The sequence below is a fragment of the Rufibacter roseus genome (assembly GCF_001647285.1).
In the GTDB taxonomy this organism is placed as follows: domain Bacteria; phylum Bacteroidota; class Bacteroidia; order Cytophagales; family Hymenobacteraceae; genus Nibribacter; species Nibribacter roseus.
In genome coordinates, this window is the sequence record NZ_LRML01000006.1 from 110,404 (window position 1) to 134,756 (window position 24,353).

Consider the following 24,353-nt stretch of genomic DNA (forward strand, 5'->3'; position numbering starts at 1 on the left):
ATTATTTATGATGATTGTATGGTTAGAAACAGTTTTGCCAGTAAGACAGGGTAAAGAAGGTAGCAAAGCACCAGCAGACGGTTGGCCCAGCCATTTACCCCAATCACACCCTTCGGTAATTCTGCCAGCGGCGGCGCGTCTGGCCCGAACACAATTCCCGCTGATTTAAGGCTTGAAAATAACAGAAACATAGAAACCCCCATCAGCACCAGGCTCACCCAGATGGCGTGCGCCGAAAACAAAAGAGCGAAGCTGTGTTCTTGCCACTCGGGTATCTGGATTAAATGATAGGAAAGGAGCAAGGCGCCAATTGGCATGAACGGCAGTCCCACCCCGAAGGCAGGCCCGTGCAGTTTGTGCTTTACATCAAACAGTCCGCCCATGATAGCGCCCACGCCCGTGACAAATAACAACACCACGCCAACGGTGGCCCAACCCCTGGTCACTTCGGGCCACAGCATCATGCCCGCGGAGATTGAGCAGAACCCCCAACAGAGAAAGAACAGGGTGAGCAGTCCTTTGTGATTGCCTAGGGCATATTCACTCACCATCCTGAAACTGGGTTTGAATTCCCTGCTGACCACGTGCAAAGAGACGAGACAGAGAATAGATAGGATACCTAAAGCAAGGGTGCTGTACGCGAACAAGGCTGTAGTTTCCATTTCCTATTTTTGCAGGGAGGCCAATAACTCTTCTAAATGTGTCAGGGTTTGGGTGAATCCTTCTTTAAAGCCCATCTCTATCATTTGCTCCAGGCGTTCTAACGAGTCATTGTAGATGGTGATGCTCACTTTTGTGATGCCGCTTTGCTCACTGAAATTGAAGTCCCAATCAGAGCCTGGCAACTGCGGGTTTTCGTCTTTGTCGGCAAACGCATTGAGCATTTTGAAATTGGTCTTCGGGCTGATGGAGGTGTATTTCTGAAGGGCCCAATGTTCCTGCCCTTCGGGGCCTACCATGGCGTAAAATCTTCTTCCGCCCACTTTGAAGTCCATGTGTTTGGTTTTGGAGAGCCAAGGTTTAGGCGCCCACCACTGGTCCAGCAGTTCCTGGGTGGTAAAGGCATCCCACACCAAGGCTTGGTCGGCGTTGAATTCCCTGGTGATGAAGATAGAATGGGTGGTTTTGTCCACGGTGAAGTCGAAGGCTAATACACTGTTCATTTTTTATTTTTTTGAATAGTTGATAATAACACATCTAATTGATTGAACTTGGTTTCCCAAATCTTCCTGAATTGCTCTATCCATTGGTCTATTTCCTTTATTTTCTCCACCTCCAGCGAATAGTAAATTTCACGGCCTCGTTGCTCTTGCTTCACCAGTTCACACTCCGTGAGAATGCGCAGATGTTTAGACACCGCTTGCCTGGTAGTGTTGAAGTTTTCAGCAATGGCATTTGGAGTCATGGCCTGTAAGGCAATCAAGACGATGATGGCCCGCCGCGTAGGGTCTGCCACTGCCTGAAAAATGTCTCTCCTCATTTCGCCTTCTTTTTTTATGAAACTAATCGGTTGTAAATATATGCGCAACTTTTTGGTTTCATAATTTATTTTCATTTTTTTGGATATAATTTTTTCCCGGACCTGATGTACTTTCTCTTCCTAAAAAGCTAAAGAGGTTCTATGCGGTGAGGCAAAGATTACCCAATGGCGCAAGTGTCCGCTTGTTTCCGTGTTTTGAGCTTTCTTTTCCAAAAACAGGTCAAAAACAGGAATGCGTGCGGAGGGGTTCAAATAATGACTTGATTTCTTTCGCATAAGAAATACTGTTTTGGAGCTATTTTCTGAAAAACAGGCTAAAAACAGAGGAATAAAAATGAGAATTGGAAAGGGGCGGCGACGGCGTTATAATTCTGCTTTCCTGATTGGCCCACAAGGTCCTTGCATGATGACAAAGAGGGAACGGGGATAGTTTATAACAGAATTGTCTTACCAATATCTAGGTATATAGAAGACTCTCATGTTAAGGTTATGAAGTTTAAATTCCCAATTTTTAATTTCTAATTCATAATTTTTAATTAAACGCAGTGTTAGTCGTGCAAGCCAATTCCTTTCAATATCTTTTCTCTGCACTTTTCAATGCGGCTGAACCTGGTTTGGGTTTGTTTGGGTTGGGAGAAGAACAGGATATAGCCGCGTTGCCGGCCGGGGGTGAGGCTGTAAAAGGCGCGTTTCAGGTCGGGGTGGTTTTCAAAGGTGGCCATAAGCTCTTCTGGCACGGGTTCCAAGTTCTGCTTGAATTCCACTTTTAATCCCGCCTTCTCTATTTCTATAGCTTCTTGTAGATAGGCTTTAATAAGCTCCTGCTGCTGCAGAATCTGGTCTGGGCTGGTGAACCGGAGGGAACGAGCCGACTGAGAGCTTTCACCGTGGGCGGTGAGAAGCTTGGCTTCGTCTTTCAACAATACGCCTTTAAAAAAGTTAAGCGCGGCATAATTCTTAAAGGCGGTAACCATGAAAATATTTTTGTTACCCAGAGTGTAGCACGGTACGCCCCACTTCACTTCCTCGGTGAGGCCGCTCTCCAGCGCCAAGTGCCGGAGCAGCACCAGCTCCCTTTGCCAGGTATGCACTTTGCATTGGGGGGTGCCGCCGTACGGGCAGCGCATACAACCATCTAAGAGGTACTTGTCAACATGTGGGTTCATGCGTTATCGAGGGTAAGGGTGGAAGTCACTCTTCTGGAGGCTGGTCTAAAGTACCAGGAAACGGCAGTCAGCACCAGCAGCAGGGTTGGGCCGAATAACTCCGCGAACGGATCATGGTGGGCAAGGTGTGAAACAACAGCACCCGTCATTAAAAAGAAAAACCCCGCGTACGCCCACTCTTTCACCAACGGGAAGCGGGGGAGCAGAACCGCCATGACACCCAGTAATTTCCAGATGCCAATCAAGGGCAGGAAGTAGAGCGGGAAGCCTAAGTCGCTCATCTTCTTCGCCTCTTCTTCCAGCTGGATCAGCTGCACTATTCCCGTAGAGGCCATGCCTAAACAAAGCCAGACTGTGGAAACCCAGTAGATGATTTTGTCGCTCTTTTTCATAGGTTAGCTGGTTTAGCTTTGCTCATAATAGTCTGCAGCTGGTTGTGGGCCATGTTGATGCCTTGCGCGAAAGGTAATTTCAGCATGTTGTCCCGGTCAGCAACTGATTTAAAAACCATTTGCATGGTAAGCTTGCTTTTTTCATCGGTGATTGCTTCAAAATCCAGAAACTCCAGTTGCACCGGGAACGGTGTGTTTTCCATTTCAAAGGTTCTGGTGATGTTCTGGTTGGGCACGAACGAATGGATGGTTCCGTTGGCTCGAAACAAAACTTTTTCTTGCGCGTCACGGGTCTCGAACTGGTACCCACCGTGGGGTGTGTTCTCCAGTTTCAGCACTTTATTTCCCATCCATTGCTCCACTAGTTCAGGCTCTGTGTAAGCTTTAAAGAGAAGGTCCAGCGGCAGGTCAAAGGATCTGGTAATGAAGATTTCCTGCTTGCCTTCTTCGGCGGTCAGGTGAGTTTTGGGTTCCATAGGTTATTTTTTGGATTGATACGCCTTCATAACCGCCTCCAACTTGTTAAACCGGTCATCCCAGAGCTGACGGAAGGGCTCCAAGAAATCGGCAATCTCTTTCATTTTGACGACACTGAGGTGGTAATACACTTCGCGGCCTTTCTGTTCCTGGGCCAATAACTCGCACTCCGTTAATATCTGCAAATGCTTGGAAACTGTGGGGCGGGCAGTGTCAAAATTGGCGGCAATGGCTCCCGCCGTCATAGACTGGCTAGCCAGCAACAGCAGAATCGCCCTTCGGGTAGGGTCTGCAATGGCCTGAAATACGTCTCGTCTTAAATTCATTATGAAGCTATTTGGCTACAAATTTATATGTAGTTATTTAACTTCATAATTTTTTTAAAGATTTTTTGATCTACTTAAGAAAGGTAGTCATACGTTGAAGCTGCAGTGGTAAAAGGTACAGAAAAGTAGTAAACGAGGAAGGGAAGGAGAAAAGATGTTGGAATGAAGGTTTTGCAAACCTAACAGCTGTAGTTTTATTCTTCATTCAAGGACGAAATTCCTTGTTCCTTTAATTTCGCTAATCTTTCTTTCATGACCTGCACTTGCTCCTTTGGATGGCCTTGCCACAGCGTCACTTCGCCTACTACTTTAAAAGGATGCTGAGATCTATAAGATTTAGTAGGGTTTCCCGGGAATATTTTGTCAGTCAAATCAGGATCATCTTCTAAAGGACCAGTGGGTTCTATCAAATAGATTCTTTCCCGTCCTTCGCCCAGCGCCAGTTCAGCGCCCCAGATAGCGGCGTCTAAGGTGGCGGTTAAAAAGATGTGCTTCGCATTTTTCCCTTGCCCAAAATTAGAATTGTATCCAGGTTGTATCAGCTCACCCAATTTGAGGACAGCTTTTGTTCCGTGGAAAAAGGTTTGCGCAAAAGGTGAGGGGGACGGAGGAGAAGTGGATGCCATCTCAGTGCTGGTTGTTTCCATGGTAAAATTGATAGATGGGCTCAAGATAATAATCAGTACCTAATTATTTGCGGCATGTTCTTTAAAATTATTATCTCATTATTAGGGATTTACGTGCATAATATCTTAGTCTAATAAATTCTGGCACGTGCAGAGGTTTAAGGCATAATATCCATTCGAAAGCTGGGTAATCTATAAAAAAATATGCGTTATAGGGCTGTTTTCTGAAAAACAGCCCTATAACGCACAGGTGGATTTTTAGATTAATTTATTGCTGTATCGGGTGCTCCTCGTTCAGTTCCAACACTCGGCTGGTGTAGTCTCTTACTTCAGCGCAGATCTGTGGGTTCTCCAATAAAGAAGTACCTAAAGACGGAATCATTTCTTTCAGCTTTCCTTGCCATTCCGGTGAATTGATTTTGTCCGGGAAACACGTATTCAGCAGCTTGACCATGATGGAGACAGCAGTGGAAGCACCAGGCGAAGCCCCTAATAAAGCGGCAATAGAACCATCGGCGGAAGAAACCACTTCCGTTCCGAATTCCAGGATTCCTCCTTTCACCGGATCGTTTTTAATCACCTGCACCCGTTGCCCGGCCACTTCCAGCTCCCAGTCATCTGGATGAGCAGTAGGTACAAAATTCTTAAGTGCTTCTAATCTGTCTTCTCTTGACTGCAGCACCTGACTGATCAGGTATTTGGTGAGGGGTATGTTTTTGTAACCCGCCGCCAGCATAGGCTTCAGGTTTTGAACGTTGATGGAAAGCGGCAGATCCAGGAACGATCCTTTCTTCAAGAATTTGGTTGTAAACCCGGCATAAGGACCGAACAGCAGTGCCCGTTTGCCATTGATCATGCGGGTGTCTAAATGCGGAACCGACATGGGGGGCGCTCCAACCGATGCCTTACCATAAACTTTTGCCTGGTGCTGCTCAATTATCTCAGGGTTGGTGCATCTGAGCCACTGCCCACTCACCGGAAAGCCGCCAAATCCTTCCCCTTCTGGTATGCCTGACGCGTGTAACAGAGGCAGAGCTCCACCACCGGCGCCGATAAATACAAACTTGGCCCGCGCCAGTTTCTTTTCGCCGGAGCTGCGGTCTTTTACTTTTACGCGCCAGAGACCGTCATCTTTCTGCTTTAATTTTCTTACTTCATGGTTGAGGTGAAGTGTGACACCACCCATCTCTTTCAGGTACTTAAACAAATGCCTGGTCAGACAGCCAAAGTTAACATCGGTGCCAATGTCCATGCGGGTGGCGGCATACTTTTCCTTTTCATCGCGGCCTTGCATGATCAGCGGAAACCACTGCTCCAGTTCCTGTCTGTTCTCAGAATATACCATTCCCTTGAATAAGGGGGAAGTGGCCATGGCCTCGTACCGCTTCCGGAGAAAATTGACGTTGTCTTGTCCCCACACAAAGCTCATGTGCGGAATGGGCTTAATGAAAACATTGGGGTCTTCCACAATGCCTTTCTCTATCAGAAAAGCCCAAAACTGGCGCGACTGTTCAAACCATTCGGCAATCACGTTGGCTTTTGAAATGTCTATGGATCCGTCAAGGCGTTCAGGGGTGTAGTTCAGTTCACAGAAAGCAGAATGGCCTGTGCCGGCATTGTTCCAGGCATCAGAGCTTTCTGCCGCCACCTCATCTAAGCGTTCATATATTTCAATGGTTAGTTCCGGCTGAAGTTGCTTGAGCATTACGCCCAAAGTGGCACTCATGATACCGGCTCCAATCAAAACAACATCAGGATTAGTAGCGGCGGAGGTATATTTTCTAGTCATACATCTTTTTATTGCTTCCTTAGGATACGGAGAAACAACCTAAAATTGTTTTGACATATCGGCAGAAACTAAATCTTAGATAAAGGAATATGTCATGCCTGAATACAGCTTCTATTCCTTCTTAATAAAATGGTTATCTGAAGAATAACATGAGAATGTAAAAGAACATCTATCTTGGTAGCAAATGGCAGAGAACCTTACACTAGATTCAATCAGAAATATGAAAAGCTATTTATTTAAAATGTTGCTGGTCTGTCTCTTTATAATGGCAGGAATAAGTTCCTCCTGGGCACAGCAGAACCCAGCCCCTAGAACAGAAGAATACTGTGATGTGGAGATTTTAAACCATTTATGGAAAGGAATTACTATTGCTATTGATTACGGACAAGAGCCCAAAGTTATGCCTGAGAGCCTGAAAGGGGAAGATGGCAAGCCTATGGTATTTAACTCACCCATTCATGCTTTGAATTTTATGAGTAGCCTGGGCTGGGAATTAGTAGAAGTGTATATGGAGAAGGAGGGAAGCAGAGCGTACAAACACTTCCTGATGAAGCGGGAAGTAGTGAAATAGGTCTAAATGTGAACTTCAATTTACCTTAGCAGCTTTCTTTTCTTTTCCTACTAAGCAAAAAAAAGACTTAGCAGGAAGTTGCTCTTTTAGTGGCCAGTTACAGTATGTGAGCTTTTACCGTTTGTTCGTTTATCACCCCAGTATCATATATTAAAAAATCTAGCGGGAGCAGCTGATAGAGGTGTTGTTATTTATTACTAAGAAGATTTGCTAAAAACACCTGTAGCTTTAATAGGTAAGAGGAGAATTAGAAATGTCACCCGTTTTTAATGGACGTAGCATCATTAATTGCTTTTTACTACTCTTTGTGTGGAGGTTTGGTTATCCTGATTGACTTTTAAGATATAGGTTCCTTTGGCCAATGTTTCAAGATTCTGCAGCTTATACTGGTTTGTTCCTTCTAATGCTGTAGCGGTTTCTGCTTTCACTAGTTTTCCATTTAAGTCATACAAAGAAATAGAAACAGAACTTTTTAAGGCAGTAGACAATGTAACGGATAGTTCAGATTGGAATGGGTTTGGATAAGCCGCATTAGCTTTGAAAGTTGTGGGAGTAGCTATTGACTTAACAGAGATGGTTTTAGAATTCTCATAGGCACCGTCAAAATCTATTTGCTTTATACGATAGTACACTGTGCCAGAAGCAGTACTAGCATCTGAAAAAGAATACTTCTGAGTAGTAGTGGTGGTGCCATTTCCGTTTACAGTTCCAATTGGTTGGTAATTGATACCGTCATTGCTACGCTCTATTACAAACTCTTTATTATCTCTTTCAGAAGAAGTTACCCAGCTCAAGACTATTTTGCCCCCTTGGTTAATTGCGGTAAATGAAACCAAAGAAACTGGTAAAGTGGGAGGCAGTACAGAATAACTGGTCACAGGTAAAGAACCTACGCTATTGTTGTTGATGTTCCTGACCTTTATCTCGCCTGATTGCTCGCCTACTTTCACCGTTATTGATTTTGTGCCTTGTCCCGAAATTATTTCCCAGCCAGCAGGAGCAGTCCATTCATAGGTGGCTGTTTCATCAGCTTTTTCAATTGTATAAGTTACCGTACTTTTTGCTTCCATCAGCTCTGGACCTGCCACCTTTAAAGGTACGGGAGCACAGGATTGGGGCAGAAATGTTACCCTTCCAACAATTGTAGAAGCTTTGGCTTCTACTAAAATATTTGAAAGCTGAGAAAATTGCGCGGCGGTAATTGTGTAAGAGAAATTGTCAGTAGCGCCGTTTTTGAAACCTTCAGCGTTTATAGCTTCAAATTTAATGGAGTTGAAGGGGCTTAAAGTAGAGTTCTCTACAGAATAGGTGAATTTTGAATTAGAATTTTTAGCATTAGTTGCCTTGGCGCCTGAGGGTAGCTGAAAAGCTATATAGCTAAGCGATGAGGCACAATTGGTCTTAACAGAAAAATTAAGAGTCACAGTGTTATTACTGTTCTTAATGTAACTGTTGTAGGTGATCTCAAAACACTGGCTGGTAAGTTTACAATTTAAAGAAGTGGTTTGGGCATTGGCATTGAAGGCAAAAACAACTAGCCCAGCAGTTAAAACTAATATAATATAGTTTTTTAGGGTGAAATTTGCACTTCTAATGATGCTTCTGAAAGGAGTTTTAGTTAATTGTTTCATTTTAGTGAAGAAACTTCTCTTTTGCCTTGATGCCTTATAACAATACAAAGGTATGGCCGATGAAGAGGTCAATTCAGGAGATTCGACTAACCTCATATTTTGTGGGACAAAAACAGGATGCTAACTAAAATAGGGGCAGTTTGCTCGGTGAATGGAGGGATTTACCCGATAAATTTTTATTAAGCTAACGCTTGTTTAAGCCTAATTGTCTTATGAATAAAACACAGGTAAATTGATCTGTAGCTAAGGAGAAAGCCTCTGCATCAGGCTTGGGACAAATATTTGGCAGTTCTTCAGCTAGAGATAATATGTAAAAGAACATGGCGCAAGCGTCCGCTTGTGTCCGCACGCATGTCTCTTTTTTTGCGGGCCTTTGCTTTAGTGCATTGTTTAATTGTATAGGAAATTTCTTTTTTGGCCTGTTATTGAGAGACCGGGGCAAAACAGGAAGATTGAAGAAGTGGATCAGGAATGCATTTGGACACAAGCGAACGCTTGCGCTAGAGACCTTATTTGTTAGTTTTTAATCATTTTTATCAGTCCAATAGTCAACTAACTCAAAACCTTCAACTTCCAAATGAGCTTTAAAATCATCCCTTGTCAAACTATTGGCTTGTCTGTAATTTCAATAGTAAAAATCTCCGCACGCATTCCAGAATCACTCTACTACCTTATTTACTCAATCAACAGTATATCGAGCAATCCTTTTGTTCCAGCATAATCACGAGCGCTGCTGTAAATGTAATCTTCAGGTTGCTCTACAAAGCCAGCTTCTACAGGATTATTGTGCAGGTAGTCTAACTTTTGCTGAATAAGAAAATTGCTGTTCAACACAATCGGGTGGTTGTGCTGCTGCCAGAACTGAAAGCCTTTGTTGTTACCATTGCGCTTTCCTGCCCGTTCCATCACCCAGAGCATCCATTCTTTCCGGCTCTCCTGCGGATTCTCAGTAATGGCTTTTCTTAGTTGGGTAGAGGTAAAGCTTTTGAAGTCCCTCAAAATTTCTGCTAGAGGCTTGCCTTGGCTACTAATAATCAAATGAACATGGCTGGTCATAAGGCAGTAAGCATAGACTTCCAGCCCTTTCTTCTCCTGGCAATACCGCAAGCTGTCGAGCAATACCTGACGGTATTCGTTCCGAATGAACACGTCTATCCAGTGCACTACGGCAAAGCTGACAAAATACAGCTTCTCATTATCCCTGAACTTGTATTTCCTGCTCATGTAAAACATGTACGGCTGCTACATTAGGAAGATAGTCAGCGTTTATGCATGAATAGTAAGAATATAGTTCATGATCATGGCGCAAGCGTCCGCTTGTGTCCGCACGCATTGTTGGTCTTTCTATTTCTGGGCTTTTACATTAGCGCATTGTTTGCTGATTAAAAACTAAATCTGTTTTTGGCCTTTTTTAGCAATATTTGACCAAAAACGGCATAAAGAGCAAAAAGCTCTGCAATGCGTGCGGACACAAGCGGACGCTTGCGCCAGAGAAAAATTAAATCAAGCCAGAAGCAGTTCGAATCCGCTCGTTACCTCTACTTCGCCACATCACCCAAAAACTCCCATTCGTCCACGCGCTCCTCTTCAAAGTAGTAAACCACGCACGTAATCTTGCTGAACACCAACTCCCGGAACAGTGTCGCATAGGAGTTCAGATTCTCCGTGTATTCTTCCTTGGCTGGCGGCAATTTATAGTCAATGAGCGTCACGTCACCTGTTTCCCCGAAAACGATGCGGTCAGGTTTATAGCGGTTGGTGCGCACATCCAGCACTTCGCGCTCGTTCTCCACGGTAACGGCGCGGCTGAAGTAGCGCTGCATCTGCGGGTGCTGCAGCACATGGTTCACCATCTGAGTGAGGGTAGGCAGTTCGCGCTGCGAGATGATGCCTTGGTGCACCAATTGCCTTAGCGCTTTGGGCGCTTCCTCGGCGTAGGTGATGCGGGCGAGGGCGTAGTGCAGCTTGCGGTTCCAGCGGCGGTGCTCCTGCTGGGTCTCAAAATCGAAGACGTTGTTCGCGTGCTGCTTCAGCTTCAGGTTCTGTGCCCAGTCGGCGGAGGTGAACTTGTCCAGCACGTACACATCCTCTGAAAGAACTTTATGACTCACCGCCTGCGGCGCGCCTTTAGCAAGTTGGTAGCAGAATTGGCCTTCTTGCCAGAGCTCTTTGCTCTCCAGGTAACGGTACAGCCAGTAGCTCACGTTCTTCTGCGCTCCGCCTTTCCTGAAATCCTGAGCCTTGCAAATGAGGTAGAGGCGGTCTACAGGGCGGGTGAGGGCCACGTACAGCATGTTCAGGCTTTCAATAAAGGTCTTCTCCAGCTTCTGGGCGTACTGCTCGTGCAGGGCCGTCTGCTCCAGCTTTTTGTTCAGGTTCACCACCGCTGTGCGCAGCTTTCCGCCCGCGGCCACACTCTCGGGCAGCGTGCCCCAGAGCAACGACGAGGTCTGCGGCTCCAGGCTCCATTCGCAGAACGGTACAATCACCACGGGGTAATCCAAGCCCTTGCTTTTGTGGATGCTGGTGATGGTGATGGCGTCGCGGTCTTTGGGTGTATTAATGCTTAAGTTCTCCTTGTGCAAATCCCAGTACTGAAGGAAGTTATTTAGGTTGTTGCTGTACTTGAGCGTGTACTCCAGCACCAGATCCAGGAAGCGGAACAGGTACTCGCACTCGTTGTTCTTGCCCAGCAAATCAAACACCCGTATCAGCTTCTCGGTGAGCTCATAGAGGGAGAGGTTTCCCGCATCGCGGTACGCCAAATCAAAACCTTGCTCCTGCAAAAACCGGAAGAACGGGTCAATGCTCGGCTCTACCGCCAGGGCGGCAATTTTACCCGTAGTGGCATTGTCTGGCAGTTCCTGGTGCACTACTTTGTACACCAGGTACAATGCCTGCGACCGCGCCAGGCTGTTGGCGGGCTGGTTCAGAATTCGGAAGAATGCAATGATAAGGTTGATGACCTCCGCGAACTGCAGCGAGAGCGAGTCCTGTGAGATGATGTCATACTTCTTCTGCTTCAGGAAGTTGGCCACAAGCTTGCTGTTACGGTTGGTGCGGCTCAGGATGGCAATGTCGCGCGGAGCGTACCCGTCGGCCTGGGCCTGCTGCACCATCTGCAAGACCAGCTGCAACGTGCTTTCCTGATAGGAGAGGAGGTCCTCTTCGGCGTAACCTTCGTAGATTTCTTCGGTTTGGCGGCAGGCGTCTAGGTCAACTTTAAAAGGTGTCACTTCGTCTTGCGTAAACAAAACCTGGAGGTGTGCTTTACCAACATCTTTTCCTTCTGGCGATTTCTGTTTGAACTTGTCGTCATAAATGGCCTGCAACAGCGGGAACTGCGGATTGGCATGGCTGATGAACTCAAACAGCTCGTTGTTGAACTGAATAATCTCAGGAGCGCTGCGGTAATTGGTGTTCAGGTTGTCGGGCGAGAGGGTCCAGCGGAGGGTGTCATAGCGCGGAGCCACGTTCTCCTCAAAGCGGGAGTTCTGGTAAAGGTTTTCGGTTTGGTTGCGGTGCAGGTGCAGAATCTGCTCCATCTCGCCGCCGCGCCAGCCGTAGATGGCCTGCTTGGCATCGCCTACCACCATATTGAAATTGTCTCCGGCCAAGGCATTCTCCACCAGCGGCAGCAGGTTATTCCACTGCAGCACCGAAGTGTCCTGAAACTCGTCAATGAGAATATGCTGGTACCGCTCACCCAGCCGCTCATAGATAAACGGAATAGGCTCCTGCAGCACAATTTCTGTGATCCGCTTGTTGAACTCCGAGATGTGCACCAGGTTCTTGTCCAGCTTAATTTCCTGAATACAGCGGTCCAGCTCGCTTAGCACGCTCAGCTTGTAGAGGTGCGGCAGCATGGCCGAGATGAGGATGTGGTTCTGCGTCTCGCGCTCCTTCAGGTCTTCAATAGCATGGTAAATCTGAGACAGCCGCGGCTTTATTTGGTCAATGGCCACTTTGGCGCCTGTGCTGGCTTTGGCACTGGTCCATTTGTCATCGGCCACCGTTTTGTCGGCGTTCTTATTGGCGATGGTAATGTCAAAGCCGCTGTTCCACTTATTGAAGTAGGAATAGATACCCGTCTTGCCATTTGCCATATCCTCGGGCATAATACCATGGCGGTGAATCAAATTAACGGCCTCCTGCGCCAGCGTCTGAATCTGCTTCTCCACGTTTACCTTCTGCGTGTACAGCTCAGAGCGTATCTTCTTGAAATCTTGCAGGGTAAGCTGCCCTATGTCAAGTAAGTGTTCATAGGTCTGCTCGTTCAGAAGGTTCCGCGCGAAGTCCGCCAGTTCATCGGGCAGCACATTCCAGCTCTTGCCTTCCTCGGCTTTGTCCAGTGCGTACTGCTGCAGCGTCTCGGCCAGCAGGCGGTTCTCTTCCTGCGTGTTCACCTTGTTCAGGAGCAGACTCACGGCGGTGCTCAACAGCGTCTGCGCGTCCATGTCCACCTCAAAGTTGTGGGGCAGTTTCAGTTCGGTGGTAAAGGCGCTCACCACCTTGTTCACAAACGAGTCAATGGTGCTTACTGCAAATTCAGAGTAGTGGAAGAGGAGGTGGTCGAACACCTTCGCCGCCCGCACCCTTAGTTCTTCCTCCGTTAGTTCAGGTTGCTTATATTCTGACTTTATTTCTTTTACTATGTTAAGTAGCAGGTGGTTGCTATTCTTTTTCTCCTTCTCATTCAGCCCTGCATCATTGAAACCACGCAAAGCCCCCAGAATACGCGTCTTCATTTCCTGCGCCGCGTCATTGGTGAAGGTAATGGCCAGGATGTTCTTGTAATAAGAAGGCTCCTCGCTCTGCAACGCCAGTTTCAGGTACTCTTTCGTGAGCTGGTACGTCTTGCCGGAGCCGGCCGAGGAGGAGTATATTTTAAAAGTAGCAGACACTTTTTTAAATTAAGAATTGGGAATTAAGAATTAGGAATGGTCGCGACACCAATGCTGCCAAAACTCTAGTTCTGTTTTTAGGCTGTTTTAGCGAAAATAGGCAAAAAACAGGAGACGGGGCGGAGAATCTTTCAGCCTTACCGCTTGTAAAAGATTAGTCGCTGGCTAAAAGCTGATTCCCCCTTTGAAGGGGGCGAAGGGGGATGTTTACACAGGAGAGCTCACGCATTCCAGATCCTTCTTTCTGAGGTCATCCTGAGCAAAGCCGAGGGATCTAACGAGGAAGCTTAGTGGGTGACGCAAATACTTCGGCCAGCGCAGGGGGACAGGTCAAGCCCTGTCCGTACAAGCGGAGTGAAGCATTTTCTGTTTTGCCTTGTTTTCCGAAAAAGAGGGCTAAAACACAAAGCTAGCACGTTTTCTATTATAATGTAGGCACAAACAAGGGCACAGGTACACAATCTTTCCCCTCACCAATTCCCCGTGCGTTTAGATTTTCCTTATCTTCATGCACCAATTCATAATTCCTAATTATTAAAAATGCAGGCTTACCTCGATTTGATGCGCCATATTCTGGACAAGGGCGTGAAGAAAGAAGACCGTACCGGCACCGGTACTCTCAGTGTGTTTGGCTACCAGATGCGGTTTAACTTGCAGGAGGGCTTCCCGCTGGTGACCACCAAAAAGGTGCACCTCAAGTCGATTATTTACGAACTGCTGTGGTTTCTGCGCGGCGAGACGAACGTGCGGTGGCTGCAGGAGCGGGGCGTGAGCATCTGGAACGAATGGGCCGACGAGAACGGCGACCTCGGGCCGGTGTACGGCTCCCAATGGCGCTCTTGGCCCACACCCGACGGTGGTCACATTGACCAGATCCAGCAGGTCATTAACCAAATTAAGAACAACCCCGACTCGCGCCGGCTGATTGTGAGTGCCTGGAACGTGGCCGAAGTGAACAACATGAAGCTTCCGCCGTGTCACGCCTTCTTCCAGTTCTACGTAGCCGAGGGCAAACTTTCTTGTCAACTCTACCAACGCTCCGCTGATGTCTTCTTAGGCGTGCCCTTTAACATTGCCTCCTACGCGCTGCTCACCATGATGGTAGCCCAAGTCTGCGACTTGGAACCTGGCGAATTCATCTGGACCGGCGGCGACACGCACCTCTACACGAACCACCTGGAGCAAACCGAACTTCAGCTTACCCGTGAGCCGCGCCCGCTACCCAAGATGAAGATTAATTCGGAGGTGAAAGACATCTTCGGGTTTGACTTCGAGGATTTCACGCTGGAGGATTACCAGCCGTGGCCGGGGATTAAGGCGCCTGTGGCGGTGTAATATTTAGTTAAAGGAGAGTTTCCACCTTTCTTCTATAAGGTTGGTAGTAAGAAATACTAATAGTGAAAACTATCAAAAAACCTTTAACATAAAGCCATTCCAAATCCAAAATTTAATCTGATAAATGGAAAGCATAAAACTTAATGAAATTTTAAGGCTTGATAACTTAAACAATGTAAAAATTAGATTTAATCTGATGTTTCGGCATAATTGGAATCCTATAGAAGATTTCAAAAATGGAAGAACTGAAGTGATGCTAGAAGGACAATATTGGAATTATCAGAATAAAAAATCATTTAAAAACGGACAATTAACAATAGGTTTAGTTAGAATAAAGCCTAAAGAAGATTTCTGGTTATTGTTTCATATAGGCAGAATTACTAAGGATTTAAATGTGCTAAACGGAGTTGGTTTTGAATACGAAACTTTACCTGAGTTTAAAAAATATCTTGGGCGTGTAATTGTAAAATACAAAAACACAGCACAAACAATGATTCGTAATGCTGAATCAGTAATTAACGATTGTGAAATATCACAGATCTTACCTGATGCATATGATAATGATATTTTCCCGGGTTATGATAAAGTTAATATCACATGGGGAGAAATGTGTCGTGTATTAGAGAAAGATACTTGGAAAACTGCCCTTCAAAACCAAAAAGGTGTTTACCTTCTAACGGATATATCAAATGGGAAAAAATATGTAGGATCAGCTTATGGGGAAAATATGATATTAGGACGTTGGAAATCATATATAAATACTGGACATGGAGGAAATGTCGGCCTTAGAAAATTAACCTTTGACTATATTAAACGAAATTTTGCGTACTCAATATTAGATATATTTAAATCAACTACTGATGATCAGATAATTCTTGCAAGGGAAAATTGGTGGAAAGAGGTTCTACAAAGTAGAAGGTTTGGCTATAATGAAAATTAATTTTTTTTCTTAAAAGTACAGAGACTTCAATAAAGATAACACCAACATCAGTTAGAAATCATTTTACTAGATATATCAAAAACATCCTCCCCACCATCGTTCTAGCCCAATTCGCCTGCACCTCCCTCTGGTTTGCGGGTAATGCGGTGCTGCCGAGTCTGATTCCGCAGTTTATGCTGGAAGCCAGCTCACTCAGCCACTTGACCTCGGCGGTGCAGTTGGGGTTTATTCTGGGCACGCTGCTGTTTGCCGTGCTGGCCATCGCCGATCGGTATTCTCCTTCTAAGGTGTTTCTGGTTTGCGCCGTAGCCGGGGCGGGGTGTAACCTGAGCCTCCTGCTGGCCGAAGGTCTTTCGACGCTCTTGCTGTCGCGGTTTCTTACGGGCTTCTGTTTGGCGGGCATTTATCCGGTAGGCATGAAGATAGCGGCTGATTATCACCAGAAAGGACTTGGCAAAGCCTTGGGTTATCTGGTAGGAGCTTTAGTATTAGGCACTGCCTTTCCGCACTTGCTGAGGGGCCTGACCCAGGACTTGCCCTGGCGCTATGTGATTTTAGGTACTTCTGCTTTGGCGGTGGTAGGCGGAGTAGCGCTGTACCTGCTGGTGCCCGACGGTCCTTACCGAAGCAAGGGAGCCAGACCTAACTTTTCGACCTTCTTTCAAATCTTCAAAGAAAAAAAATTCAGGGCGGCAGCCTTTGGCTATTTTGGGCACATGTGGGAGCTGTACACGCTTTGGGCGTATATTCCGGTGATGCTGGCCTTATACCAGGTCAACAACAGCAAAGGGCAGGAGTTGTCGTTTCCGCTGTGGGCTTTTGCCATAATAGCAGTAGGGGCAGTGGCTTGTGTGGCGGGTGGCTACGTGTCGCAAAAAGTTGGCAGCGCCCGTACAGCGTTTGTAGGTCTAGCAATTTCCATGGTTTGCTGCCTGCTTTCGCCCTGGCTGTTCACGCTGTCCTTGCCGCTCTTCCTAGGCTATTTACTCGTGTGGGGTTTTACAGTGGTTATGGATTCACCGCAGTTTTCTGCGTTAGTGGCACAGGCTGCCCCTAGTCAAACTAAAGGAACGGCACTCACCATTGTCAACTGCATCGGCTTCGCAATTACCATTGTCAGCATCCAGTTTCTACAAGGCGTACAGGTGTATGTAAAAGCGGAATACCAGTTCATGTTCCTGGCTATCGGGCCGCTGCTGGGGCTCCTGTCCATGCGCAGACTCTTATAACAATGATTAATCATTACTCATTTCATTTCTGAGCTCTTTTATAGAAAATAGGTTTAAAACAGGTTGGGTATAACCGGCTCATTCTTCTGGTTAGCAATTCGGCATCAATAAATAAGAATCTTCTATTGCAGAAGCTGATTAGGCAGACTTTTTTCAATAAATACGCTATTTTATTCTAAAGTAATAGGCAAAATGCGGTTAATTTTTAAAATTACGCTTTCATTGCTTTAGAGGTAAAATGTCAGCTTCCTACAAGAGAATCTTATTAAAAATAGGATCGAACGTGCTCACGCAGCCCGACGGCATGCCAGACGTGGCGCGTATTCAGCATCTGGTAGATCAGGTGGCCGCCCTTAAGAAAGAAGGGAAAGAGGTAATTGTCGTGTCTTCCGGTGCCGTGGCTTACGGCCGAAGCCTTACTTCTGTCTCAGAGAAAGCCGATGCGGTAAGCACAAGACAGTTGCTGGCGGCAGTAGGGCAGGTGCAGCTCATTAACACCTATTCGGCTATGTTTGGGCCGCACGGGCTGGTGTGCGCGCAGGTGCTTGTAACCAAAGAAGATTTCAGAGACCGAAACCACTACCTGAACATGCAGAACTGCTTTCGGGTGTTGCTGCAGAACAATATTATTCCGGTGGTAAACGAGAATGATGTCATATCGGTCACGGAGCTTATGTTCACCGATAATGACGAACTGGCCGGACTGATTGCTTCCATGTTAGATGCCGATGCCCTGCTTATTCTTTCTAACGTGGACGGTATCTACAACGGAGATCCCAGAGACGAAAAGTCAGAAGTTATTCAGGAGATTGGCCATGCCACCACCGGTTTTGCAGAATTCGTTTCTACGCAGCGGTCGCAGTTTGGCCGGGGCGGCATGATCACCAAATGCCATATGGCGCAGAAAGTGGCGCAGCTCGGAATTACGGTGCACATAGCCAACGGGAAAACCGAAAATGTTCTACAGAAAGTCCTGCTGGGGCAGGTGGTGCATACTCGCTTTATTCCCAAGAAATCAGCGTCCGGCAAAAAGAAATGGATCGCGCATTCCGGCAACTACGCCAAAGGAGAGGTGCAGGTAAACGCAGGGGCTAAAGCGGCCTTGAGTGCCTCAGAAAAAGCCGTGAGTTTGTTACCCGTAGGCATTACGCGCATAACCGGAGAATTTAAGAAAGGAGATATTCTGAAGCTGGTAGATGAGCAGGCGAAAATGTTTGGGGTGGGTATTGCCGAATACGGTTCAGACAAAGCACAGGAGAGGCTGGGGCAGAAAAACCAGAAACCGCTGGTGCACTATGATTACCTTTTCCTTAACCCTGAAGTGAGTTAAGATAAGGATCACTTTTCCTGTTTATTTTTAATCGCATATCTCTATTACATCTGTACCATTCCCATGAGTTATAATAACGTATTTGAGGCTGCACAGGCAGCAAGCCGCACCGCAGGTTTATTACAGCCTGACAAAGTAAACCAGGTACTTTTAATGCTGGCAGATGCGGTTGTGGCTCAAACACCTTTTATACTAATTGAAAACGAGAAAGACTTAGCGCGCATGTCTCCAGATGACCCTAAGTATGACCGTCTGAAACTTACTGTTGAACGGCTTTCTGACATTGCCCAAGATGTACGAAATGTGGCTGCGTTAGAGTCGCCTTTAAAGCAAGTCTTGCTTCAAAAGGAACTTCCTAACGGACTACATATAAGAAAAGTAAGGGTGCCGCTTGGTGTAGTGGGAGTGATTTATGAGGCGCGCCCAAACGTGACGTTAGATGTGTTCTCGCTTTGCTTTAAAACAGGAAATGCCTGTATTCTTAAAGGAGGAAGTGACGCTGCCTTTTCTAATGAAGCCATTATTTCAGTTATTCAAAAGGTACTGATAGAAGCAGGTGTTGAACCCGCTGTTGCCACCCTGTTGCCAGCTGATAGACAAGCAACCGAGGCCTTGCTCCAGGCCGTTGATTTTGTAGACGTGCTTATTCCTCGCGGTAGCCAGTCGCTGATCAACTATGTGCGGCAAAACGCACGGGTGCCGGTTATTGAAACGGGTGCCGGCATAGTGCATACGTATTTTGACGCCTCGGCTAATCTGGAGAAGGGCAAAAAAATCATTTATAATGCCAAGACGCGCCGCGTGAGTGTTTGCAATGCGTTGGATTGCCTGCTACTCCACCAGAACAGACTTTCAAAGTTGCCAGAGCTGGTCGCACCCTTGGCGGGCTCTAACGTTGAGATTTTTGCCGATGCACCTGCCTTTGATTTTTTGGCAGACAACTATCCTGATCATTTGTTGCATACAGCAACAGAAGAGCATTTTGGCACAGAGTTTCTTTCGTTGAAAATGGCAATAAAAACAGTTGCAAGTATAGATGACGCTCTTGACCATATTACAAAATACAGCTCTAAACACAGCGAAGCAATTGTGGCAGATGACCCAACAGTTATCGAAAAGTTCCTGAATTCGGTTGATGCCGCCGCTGTATATGCCAACACCTCTACCGCCTTTACCGATGGCGCTCAGTTTGGCCTTGGTGCTGAAATTGGAATAAGTACTCAAAAGCTACATGCCCGTGGCCCAATGGGACTAGAGGAACTGACCAGCTACAAATGGGTAGTACGCGGTGACGGACAAGTGCGCAGCTAGTGGTTTACCATTTTAGGCCTGGTTTAAGGAAAACATGCCTAAAATGGTAAATTTGAAAAAGTTTCGACGCTGACGCTCCAGTATGAAATATATCTATTTGTTTTTTGCAGTAGGAATCACGCTGGTCATCGGTACTATTAATTTACGATTACTTTCACCTGCACCAGAATATCCAGAACGAAGAGAAGAAATCATTTTACAACTTAATTACCTTGAGGCAGAGCTAAAGCAAAAGGATTTAGGAGGAAGAATGCAGGGAATCTTTCCGGAAGGGTATGTTTTTGTACATGCCTTGTATGGCCTTTCTTGGGCGGAAGTAGCACTTGCTTCACCTCAGGATAAAGATATTCAAGTACGAGCTGCGGTTGAGGCTCTATATGCCTATCAGGCACTAGATTCAGAGAGAGGGAAAAGCACCTTTTCAGATTACCTAAAACCTCAATACGGAATCTTTTACGCAGGCTGGAAAAATTATCTTTTGGGCAAACTTTTAAGTTTGAATTCTCCAGTTGAAAAGGAGAAACACCTTAAGAAGGCTTTCATAAATCAATGCGAAGCTGTAGCTAAGGCTCTTCAGGAAGCAAATTCACCTTTTTTACAGTCTTATCACGGGCAAGCTTGGCCTGCAGATATGTTTTTGGCCATGGCATCACTTGCTATTCATGACAAGCTATATCCACCAAAGTATCAGGCGGTAATACAGCAGTGGCTGAATAAGGTTAAAGATAACTTAGACCCAGAAACTGGATTGTTGCCTCACAGGGTGGAGGCCAATACTGGAAAGACTTTAGAAAGCGCAAGAGGAGGTTCTCTCACGCTAATGCTGCGCTTATTAGCAGAAATTGACCCTTCCTTTGGCAAGCAACAGTACGCACTATTTAAAGATAATTTTTTATCTACTGCTTTAGGGCTGCTCATGGTGCGCGAATACCCAACAGGTACTGATGGAGTGGGAGATGTGGATTCTGGACCAGTAATAATGGGAGTAGGATTTCCGGCTACCATTGTTTCTATCGGTACTTTTTTTATTTACGGTGACGAGGAACTCAGCAAAACACAATACCAGATTGTTCATGCGTTTGGCTTTGGTGTAAGTCACGGAGGAGAAAAAAAATATTTGTTCGGACTCCTGCCCATGGCAGACGCTTTTATAGCCTGGTCAAGAGCCACCAATATTAGAATAGAAAATGAAGCTTCAGAAGAAGAGCCACCAGGAACATTTTTGTTTCTTTTCATCTTTCTTTTAATCGTTCTCATTATTTGGTATTTCTATTACAGAAAGTACGTTAAAAATTCTACGGCCTTACCTTAATCTTCATGCGTAATTATTCTCTCCGCCTTCTAATTATTTTCTGCTTAGTATTCACCGCATGCCGGTCTGCCAAGGAGGTTTCTCTGCCCAAAGGTGTTCCTATTGTTACACGGGCAGAGTGGGGAGCGGCGGCTCCGGTGCTGCCCATGAAAGAGCATTCTCCTACTAAAATCACGATTCACCACACTGCCGTAAAGCAGGCGCCCCAGAAAACGCTGCAGGAAAAACTAAAGGGCTTGCAAAAATTCTCCCAGGAGCGAGCTCCCTTAGCCGATGGTAGAATGAAAGAACAGTGGGCTGATATTCCTTACCACTTTTACATCACCGCAGACGGTACTATTGGTGAAGGACGAGAGCTGAAGTACACCGGAGACTCAAACACTCCCTATGACCCCACCGGACATGTTCTGATTGTGTTGGAAGGCAATTTCCAGGTGGAAACGGTAACACCAATACAGTTTCAGAACTTGGTAAATTTAATTAAAGCTGTAGCCAAGCGCTGGAATATTTCGGCTGACAAGATTTCGGGGCACAAAGACAACGCCTCTACCGCCTGTCCGGGTGATAACTTGTACGCCCTGCTTCCTCAGCTGAGAAAGGCCGTACAACAGCAATAACGTTTCAATTATTAACTGGCAAAACAGATTTTTTACTTCATGAAAGCACTCATCATCATAGATATTCAGCATGATTTTTTACCTGGCGGGGCACTGGCCGTTCCGGAAGGAGATGCCATTATACCGGTTGTCAACCAATTGCAGCCTTTGTTTGATTTGGTAGTGGCAACCCAAGACTGGCACCCAGAAAACCATAAAAGCTTCGCCTCTCAGCACCCAGGAAAAAATGTATTTGAACTTACCCAACTCAAGGGACTAGACCAGGTGCTGTGGCCCGACCATTGCCTGCAGGAGAGCAGGGGAGCGGATTTTCCGGCGGAGCTGCACTCCAAACAAATAGAAGCCATTTTCAGGAAAGGCACTGACCCGGAAATTGATTCTTACAGCGGCTTCTATGACAACGGCCACCTGAAATCTACCGCTCTAGCCGACTACCTGAAAGGGAAAGGTGTGAAAGAGGTATACTTAGTAGGCCTTGCCGCCGACTACTGCGTTTATTTCAGTGCCAAAGATGCTTTGCAAGAAGGTTTTTCAACCTACTTCATTGAAGATGCCACACGTGCAATAGACCAAAGCGGTTTTGAAAAGGCTAAGGCAGACATACTGCAGAAAGGCGGAAAAATCATTCAGAGCCAGCAGTTACTGGAAAACAAGGATTAATTTACTCATTAGCATAAATTACTTTAAGAGGGTGTTTTAGGCCTGTTTTCCAAAAAGCGGGTCTAAAACACCCTTTTTTTCTAATTCTTTTTTATCATAATCCGTCATTATCTATATAATAAAGTATTTTTATATAGATTAGTAGAGATTAAGACAGACAACAAAAACCATGAAAAGACTTCTAACCACACTTTTGCTGTGCTGGGGGGGAGATGCCATTGCGCAGCAGTCAGTTATAGACAGTTTGCGCAATGAATTAGAACGGACCCTTTCAGATTCAGGCCGTGTGGTACTTTTAAACCATATAGGTGAACAGTATACTAAATTTGATCCAAAAAAATCCATAGAGACATCAGTAGAAGCCGAGAAACTAGCCTCAAAAATAAATTTTCTGAAAGGAAGAGCTCAAGCGCTGAACTATAGGGGAGTTGCTTACCTAATCACGTCAGAGTACGGCAAGGCCATGACTGCCCACCAGCAAGCCCTCAAAATCAGAGAGCAGATTAATGATTCAGTAGGCGTGGTCAATTCTTACGTGAACTTGGGCAACACCTATTTTAGGAACAACGAAATAGACAAGGCACTGTCAATTTATAAGCAAGGGATTACGTATGCCCAGCGTATAAATGATAAAAAAGGATTAAGCCGCTTTTACAATAACATTGGCAGTGTGCTCAAGAGCAGGCAAGAGTTTAAAGAAGCCCTGCCATATTTTCAGAAAGCAGCTGCGCTCAAAGAAGAGCTGAATGATAAAAGGGGATATGCGGTATCTCTACAGCACATAGGCGGATTGAATGCCGAGACTGGAGCCTTACAAAAGGCTCTGGAGAATATGAACAAGTCCCTTCTGATTTACAGGGAGCTGGAAGACTTGCCAGGGGAAATCAATGTGCTCAGAGATATATCAGACGTTTACCGCTACCAGAAGAATTACACCAAAGCCCTTGAGGCATCTAAAAGAAGTCTTTCTCTAGCTCAAAAAATCAATTCTACCTTAGATGTGGCCTTGTCAGCTGATCAGGTGCATGAGATATATGCATTGCAAGGGAATTACAGATACGCCTATGAAAACCTGTTAATTCGTTCTTACGCCACAGATACCCTCCACTCAAACAGGCGTAGAGCACTGGTGGCCGAGGCCGAGGCTAAATATGAAGCCGAAAAACGGGACCTAGAAAACCAGAAGCTTTTAGCTGAGCAGGAGCATGACAAGAAAGAATTGGCTCACCAAGCCAAATTGCAGCAGTTAAACTGGATAGCCTGGGGAGCAACTTTGTCTCTATTTTTTGTACTGTCTTTCAGTTGGTTTAAACTGCGGTCCCGCAACAGGGCTCTAAAGGTAATAAACAAAAAGGTGAAGCGGCAAAACCATGAAATTTATGAGCAAAAAAACTCAATTGAAAAGCAAGAACGCCTGGTGCGGCAGCAACGCGATGAGCTTGAAAAACTGAACGCGTTCAAAAACAAAATCTTCTCTATCATTTCTCATGATTTAAGAAGCCCCTTCGCTTCAGTACAAGCTCTTTTTTACTTAGCCGACAATAACTCAATGAATGATCAGGAGTTTAAAAGGCTGTTCCAGATGCTGGGCAAAGACTATGACAACGCCACCAATTTACTTGACAATCTGTTGGTTTGGGCTAAATCCCAAATGGCCGGAGCCAGTATTACCTACGAGCAGCTGAACGTGCAACAATTAGCGGAAGAAAGTGTCACCCAGATGATGCACAGCGCCGAGCTAAAGCAGATTACCTTGTTTAACGCAGTACCCGCGTCTGTTGCCATTACCAGTGATCATGAACGGCTAAACTTTGTAGTCCGGAACCTGGTCATGAATGCCATTAAATTTACTCCGGCAGGAGGTAGTGTAACCATAGGCGCTACGGATTTGGAAAAAGAGGTGATTATAAACGTGACAGACACTGGCAAAGGCATGACAGAAAAGGAGATGTCGTTCCTTTTTACTGAAAAACGCTATTCCACCGCCGGTACTTTAAACGAAAAAGGAACTGGTTTGGGCTTACTGCTATGCCGCGAACTGCTGGAAAGTATTAATGCCAGCATCACGGTTGAAAGTGAAGTGGGGAAAGGCAGCACCTTTTACTTACGAGTACCTAAGCCTAAAGTAGAAAATCTTATTTTAAAAGGTGAAGCAATAAGCGTATAAGGGCTACAGAAAGCACCTGTTTTGGCGTTATTTTTCATAAAACAGCGCTAAAACAGGTGCTTTTGAATTTAGTATATCTGTATAACAGAC

22 protein-coding genes are annotated in these 24,353 nt (G+C 45.8%); 10 read left to right on the forward strand and 12 right to left on the reverse strand.

The features are described 5' to 3' along the window. Positions 1-5 precede the first annotated feature (5 nt). The 9 genes from A8O23_RS10515 to A8O23_RS10555 all read right to left on the reverse strand — a co-directional run bounded on the left by A8O23_RS10515 (position 6) and on the right by A8O23_RS10555 (position 6,256). Positions 6-662, reverse strand: a complete 657-nt coding sequence (locus A8O23_RS10515) for a DUF998 domain-containing protein (RefSeq protein WP_074988357.1) — start codon at positions 660-662, stop codon at positions 6-8. Positions 663-665: 3 nt separating this feature from the next. Further along, positions 666-1,163 carry an SRPBCC family protein gene (locus A8O23_RS10520; protein WP_066620719.1) on the reverse strand — a complete coding sequence of 166 codons (498 nt, stop codon included), beginning with the start codon at positions 1,161-1,163 and terminating at the stop codon, positions 666-668. Continuing rightward, complete coding sequence (locus A8O23_RS10525; RefSeq protein ID WP_066621342.1) at positions 1,160-1,480, reverse strand: ArsR/SmtB family transcription factor; 321 nt, start codon at positions 1,478-1,480, stop codon at positions 1,160-1,162. The genes A8O23_RS10520 and A8O23_RS10525 overlap by 4 nt, the downstream gene beginning before the upstream one ends. A gap of 548 nt (positions 1,481-2,028) precedes the next feature. Beyond that, positions 2,029-2,646 carry a YdeI/OmpD-associated family protein gene (locus tag A8O23_RS10530; protein WP_066620722.1) on the reverse strand — a complete coding sequence of 206 codons (618 nt, stop codon included), beginning with the start codon at positions 2,644-2,646 and terminating at the stop codon, positions 2,029-2,031. Beyond that, positions 2,643-3,038, reverse strand: a complete 396-nt coding sequence (locus tag A8O23_RS10535; RefSeq protein WP_066620726.1) for a DoxX family protein — start codon at positions 3,036-3,038, stop codon at positions 2,643-2,645. Before A8O23_RS10535 ends, A8O23_RS10530 begins: the two co-directional genes overlap by 4 nt. Beyond that, entirely contained in the window at positions 3,035-3,514 is a 480-nt protein-coding gene (locus A8O23_RS10540; protein WP_066620731.1) for an SRPBCC domain-containing protein, read from the reverse strand. Before A8O23_RS10540 ends, A8O23_RS10535 begins: the two co-directional genes overlap by 4 nt. A gap of 3 nt (positions 3,515-3,517) precedes the next feature. Beyond that, positions 3,518-3,841 carry an ArsR/SmtB family transcription factor gene (locus A8O23_RS10545; RefSeq protein WP_066620734.1) on the reverse strand — a complete coding sequence of 108 codons (324 nt, stop codon included), beginning with the start codon at positions 3,839-3,841 and terminating at the stop codon, positions 3,518-3,520. Between the two features lie 194 nt (positions 3,842-4,035). Then, positions 4,036-4,467 (reverse strand): NAD(+)--rifampin ADP-ribosyltransferase, encoded by a 432-nt coding sequence (gene arr / locus A8O23_RS10550; RefSeq protein ID WP_066621345.1) that lies wholly within the window; start codon positions 4,465-4,467, stop codon positions 4,036-4,038. A gap of 268 nt (positions 4,468-4,735) precedes the next feature. After that, positions 4,736-6,256 carry a malate:quinone oxidoreductase gene (locus tag A8O23_RS10555; protein ID WP_066620742.1) on the reverse strand — a complete coding sequence of 507 codons (1,521 nt, stop codon included), beginning with the start codon at positions 6,254-6,256 and terminating at the stop codon, positions 4,736-4,738. Positions 6,257-6,476: 220 nt separating this feature from the next. Between A8O23_RS10555 and A8O23_RS10560 the strand changes: the two genes are divergently transcribed. Then, complete coding sequence (locus A8O23_RS10560; RefSeq protein WP_066620746.1) at positions 6,477-6,827, forward strand: hypothetical protein; 351 nt, start codon at positions 6,477-6,479, stop codon at positions 6,825-6,827. 284 nt (positions 6,828-7,111) lie between these two features. Here the strand turns inward: A8O23_RS10560 and A8O23_RS10565 are convergent, their stop codons facing one another. The 3 genes from A8O23_RS10565 to A8O23_RS10575 form a co-directional block, all read right to left on the reverse strand. Then, complete coding sequence (locus tag A8O23_RS10565) at positions 7,112-8,458, reverse strand: T9SS type A sorting domain-containing protein (RefSeq protein ID WP_066620748.1); 1,347 nt, start codon at positions 8,456-8,458, stop codon at positions 7,112-7,114. 675 nt (positions 8,459-9,133) lie between these two features. Further along, positions 9,134-9,682 carry an REP-associated tyrosine transposase gene (locus A8O23_RS10570; RefSeq protein ID WP_066620751.1) on the reverse strand — a complete coding sequence of 183 codons (549 nt, stop codon included), beginning with the start codon at positions 9,680-9,682 and terminating at the stop codon, positions 9,134-9,136. A 314-nt stretch (positions 9,683-9,996) separates the two neighbouring features. Next, entirely contained in the window at positions 9,997-13,362 is a 3,366-nt protein-coding gene (locus tag A8O23_RS10575; RefSeq protein WP_066620754.1) for a UvrD-helicase domain-containing protein, read from the reverse strand. A gap of 540 nt (positions 13,363-13,902) precedes the next feature. On the opposite strand from A8O23_RS10575, the gene A8O23_RS10580 reads away from it, so the two are divergent. The 9 genes from A8O23_RS10580 (at position 13,903) to A8O23_RS10620 (ending at position 24,263) form a co-directional block, all read left to right on the forward strand. Further along, positions 13,903-14,697, forward strand: a complete 795-nt coding sequence (locus tag A8O23_RS10580; RefSeq protein WP_066620757.1) for a thymidylate synthase — start codon at positions 13,903-13,905, stop codon at positions 14,695-14,697. Positions 14,698-14,821: 124 nt separating this feature from the next. After that, a complete protein-coding gene (locus A8O23_RS10585) occupies positions 14,822-15,637 on the forward strand; it encodes a GIY-YIG nuclease family protein (RefSeq protein WP_066620760.1) in 816 nt (271 codons plus the stop codon). Positions 15,638-15,732: 95 nt separating this feature from the next. Continuing rightward, entirely contained in the window at positions 15,733-16,866 is a 1,134-nt protein-coding gene (locus A8O23_RS10590; RefSeq protein WP_317039543.1) for an MFS transporter, read from the forward strand. Positions 16,867-17,104: 238 nt separating this feature from the next. After that, positions 17,105-18,196 (forward strand): glutamate 5-kinase, encoded by a 1,092-nt coding sequence (proB, locus tag A8O23_RS10595; RefSeq protein WP_066620763.1) that lies wholly within the window; start codon positions 17,105-17,107, stop codon positions 18,194-18,196. A gap of 63 nt (positions 18,197-18,259) precedes the next feature. Continuing rightward, complete coding sequence (locus A8O23_RS10600) at positions 18,260-19,507, forward strand: glutamate-5-semialdehyde dehydrogenase (RefSeq protein WP_066620766.1); 1,248 nt, start codon at positions 18,260-18,262, stop codon at positions 19,505-19,507. 82 nt (positions 19,508-19,589) lie between these two features. Further along, entirely contained in the window at positions 19,590-20,819 is a 1,230-nt protein-coding gene (locus A8O23_RS10605; protein WP_066620768.1) for a hypothetical protein, read from the forward strand. Between the two features lie 5 nt (positions 20,820-20,824). Further along, positions 20,825-21,436, forward strand: a complete 612-nt coding sequence (locus A8O23_RS10610; protein WP_239693381.1) for a peptidoglycan recognition protein family protein — start codon at positions 20,825-20,827, stop codon at positions 21,434-21,436. Between the two features lie 39 nt (positions 21,437-21,475). After that, positions 21,476-22,096 carry a bifunctional nicotinamidase/pyrazinamidase gene (gene pncA, locus A8O23_RS10615; RefSeq protein WP_066620769.1) on the forward strand — a complete coding sequence of 207 codons (621 nt, stop codon included), beginning with the start codon at positions 21,476-21,478 and terminating at the stop codon, positions 22,094-22,096. Positions 22,097-22,265: 169 nt separating this feature from the next. Continuing rightward, positions 22,266-24,263: a tetratricopeptide repeat-containing sensor histidine kinase gene (locus A8O23_RS10620; protein WP_066620770.1), complete on the forward strand. Its 1,998-nt coding sequence runs from the start codon at positions 22,266-22,268 to the stop codon at positions 24,261-24,263. Positions 24,264-24,353: the final 90 nt, after the last annotated feature.

Coding starts and splice junctions, on each gene's coding strand:
- A8O23_RS10565 (WP_066620748.1), bottom strand. CDS start 8,458: ATGAAACAATTAACTAAAACTCCTTTCAGAAGCATCATTAGAAGTGCA.
- A8O23_RS10570 (WP_066620751.1), bottom strand. CDS start 9,682: ATGAGCAGGAAATACAAGTTCAGGGATAATGAGAAGCTGTATTTTGTC.
- arr (WP_066621345.1), bottom strand. CDS start 4,467: ATGGCATCCACTTCTCCTCCGTCCCCCTCACCTTTTGCGCAAACCTTT.
- pncA (WP_066620769.1), top strand. CDS start 21,476: ATGAAAGCACTCATCATCATAGATATTCAGCATGATTTTTTACCTGGC.
- A8O23_RS10620 (WP_066620770.1), top strand. CDS start 22,266: ATGAAAAGACTTCTAACCACACTTTTGCTGTGCTGGGGGGGAGATGCC.
- A8O23_RS10555 (WP_066620742.1), bottom strand. CDS start 6,256: ATGACTAGAAAATATACCTCCGCCGCTACTAATCCTGATGTTGTTTTG.
- A8O23_RS10535 (WP_066620726.1), bottom strand. CDS start 3,038: ATGAAAAAGAGCGACAAAATCATCTACTGGGTTTCCACAGTCTGGCTT.
- A8O23_RS10610 (WP_239693381.1), top strand. CDS start 20,825: ATGCGTAATTATTCTCTCCGCCTTCTAATTATTTTCTGCTTAGTATTC.
- A8O23_RS10560 (WP_066620746.1), top strand. CDS start 6,477: ATGAAAAGCTATTTATTTAAAATGTTGCTGGTCTGTCTCTTTATAATG.
- A8O23_RS10520 (WP_066620719.1), bottom strand. CDS start 1,163: ATGAACAGTGTATTAGCCTTCGACTTCACCGTGGACAAAACCACCCAT.
- A8O23_RS10585 (WP_066620760.1), top strand. CDS start 14,822: ATGGAAAGCATAAAACTTAATGAAATTTTAAGGCTTGATAACTTAAAC.
- A8O23_RS10530 (WP_066620722.1), bottom strand. CDS start 2,646: ATGAACCCACATGTTGACAAGTACCTCTTAGATGGTTGTATGCGCTGC.
- A8O23_RS10545 (WP_066620734.1), bottom strand. CDS start 3,841: ATGAATTTAAGACGAGACGTATTTCAGGCCATTGCAGACCCTACCCGA.
- A8O23_RS10605 (WP_066620768.1), top strand. CDS start 19,590: ATGAAATATATCTATTTGTTTTTTGCAGTAGGAATCACGCTGGTCATC.
- proB (WP_066620763.1), top strand. CDS start 17,105: ATGTCAGCTTCCTACAAGAGAATCTTATTAAAAATAGGATCGAACGTG.
- A8O23_RS10580 (WP_066620757.1), top strand. CDS start 13,903: ATGCAGGCTTACCTCGATTTGATGCGCCATATTCTGGACAAGGGCGTG.
- A8O23_RS10600 (WP_066620766.1), top strand. CDS start 18,260: ATGAGTTATAATAACGTATTTGAGGCTGCACAGGCAGCAAGCCGCACC.
- A8O23_RS10525 (WP_066621342.1), bottom strand. CDS start 1,480: ATGAGGAGAGACATTTTTCAGGCAGTGGCAGACCCTACGCGGCGGGCC.
- A8O23_RS10515 (WP_074988357.1), bottom strand. CDS start 662: ATGGAAACTACAGCCTTGTTCGCGTACAGCACCCTTGCTTTAGGTATC.
- A8O23_RS10540 (WP_066620731.1), bottom strand. CDS start 3,514: ATGGAACCCAAAACTCACCTGACCGCCGAAGAAGGCAAGCAGGAAATC.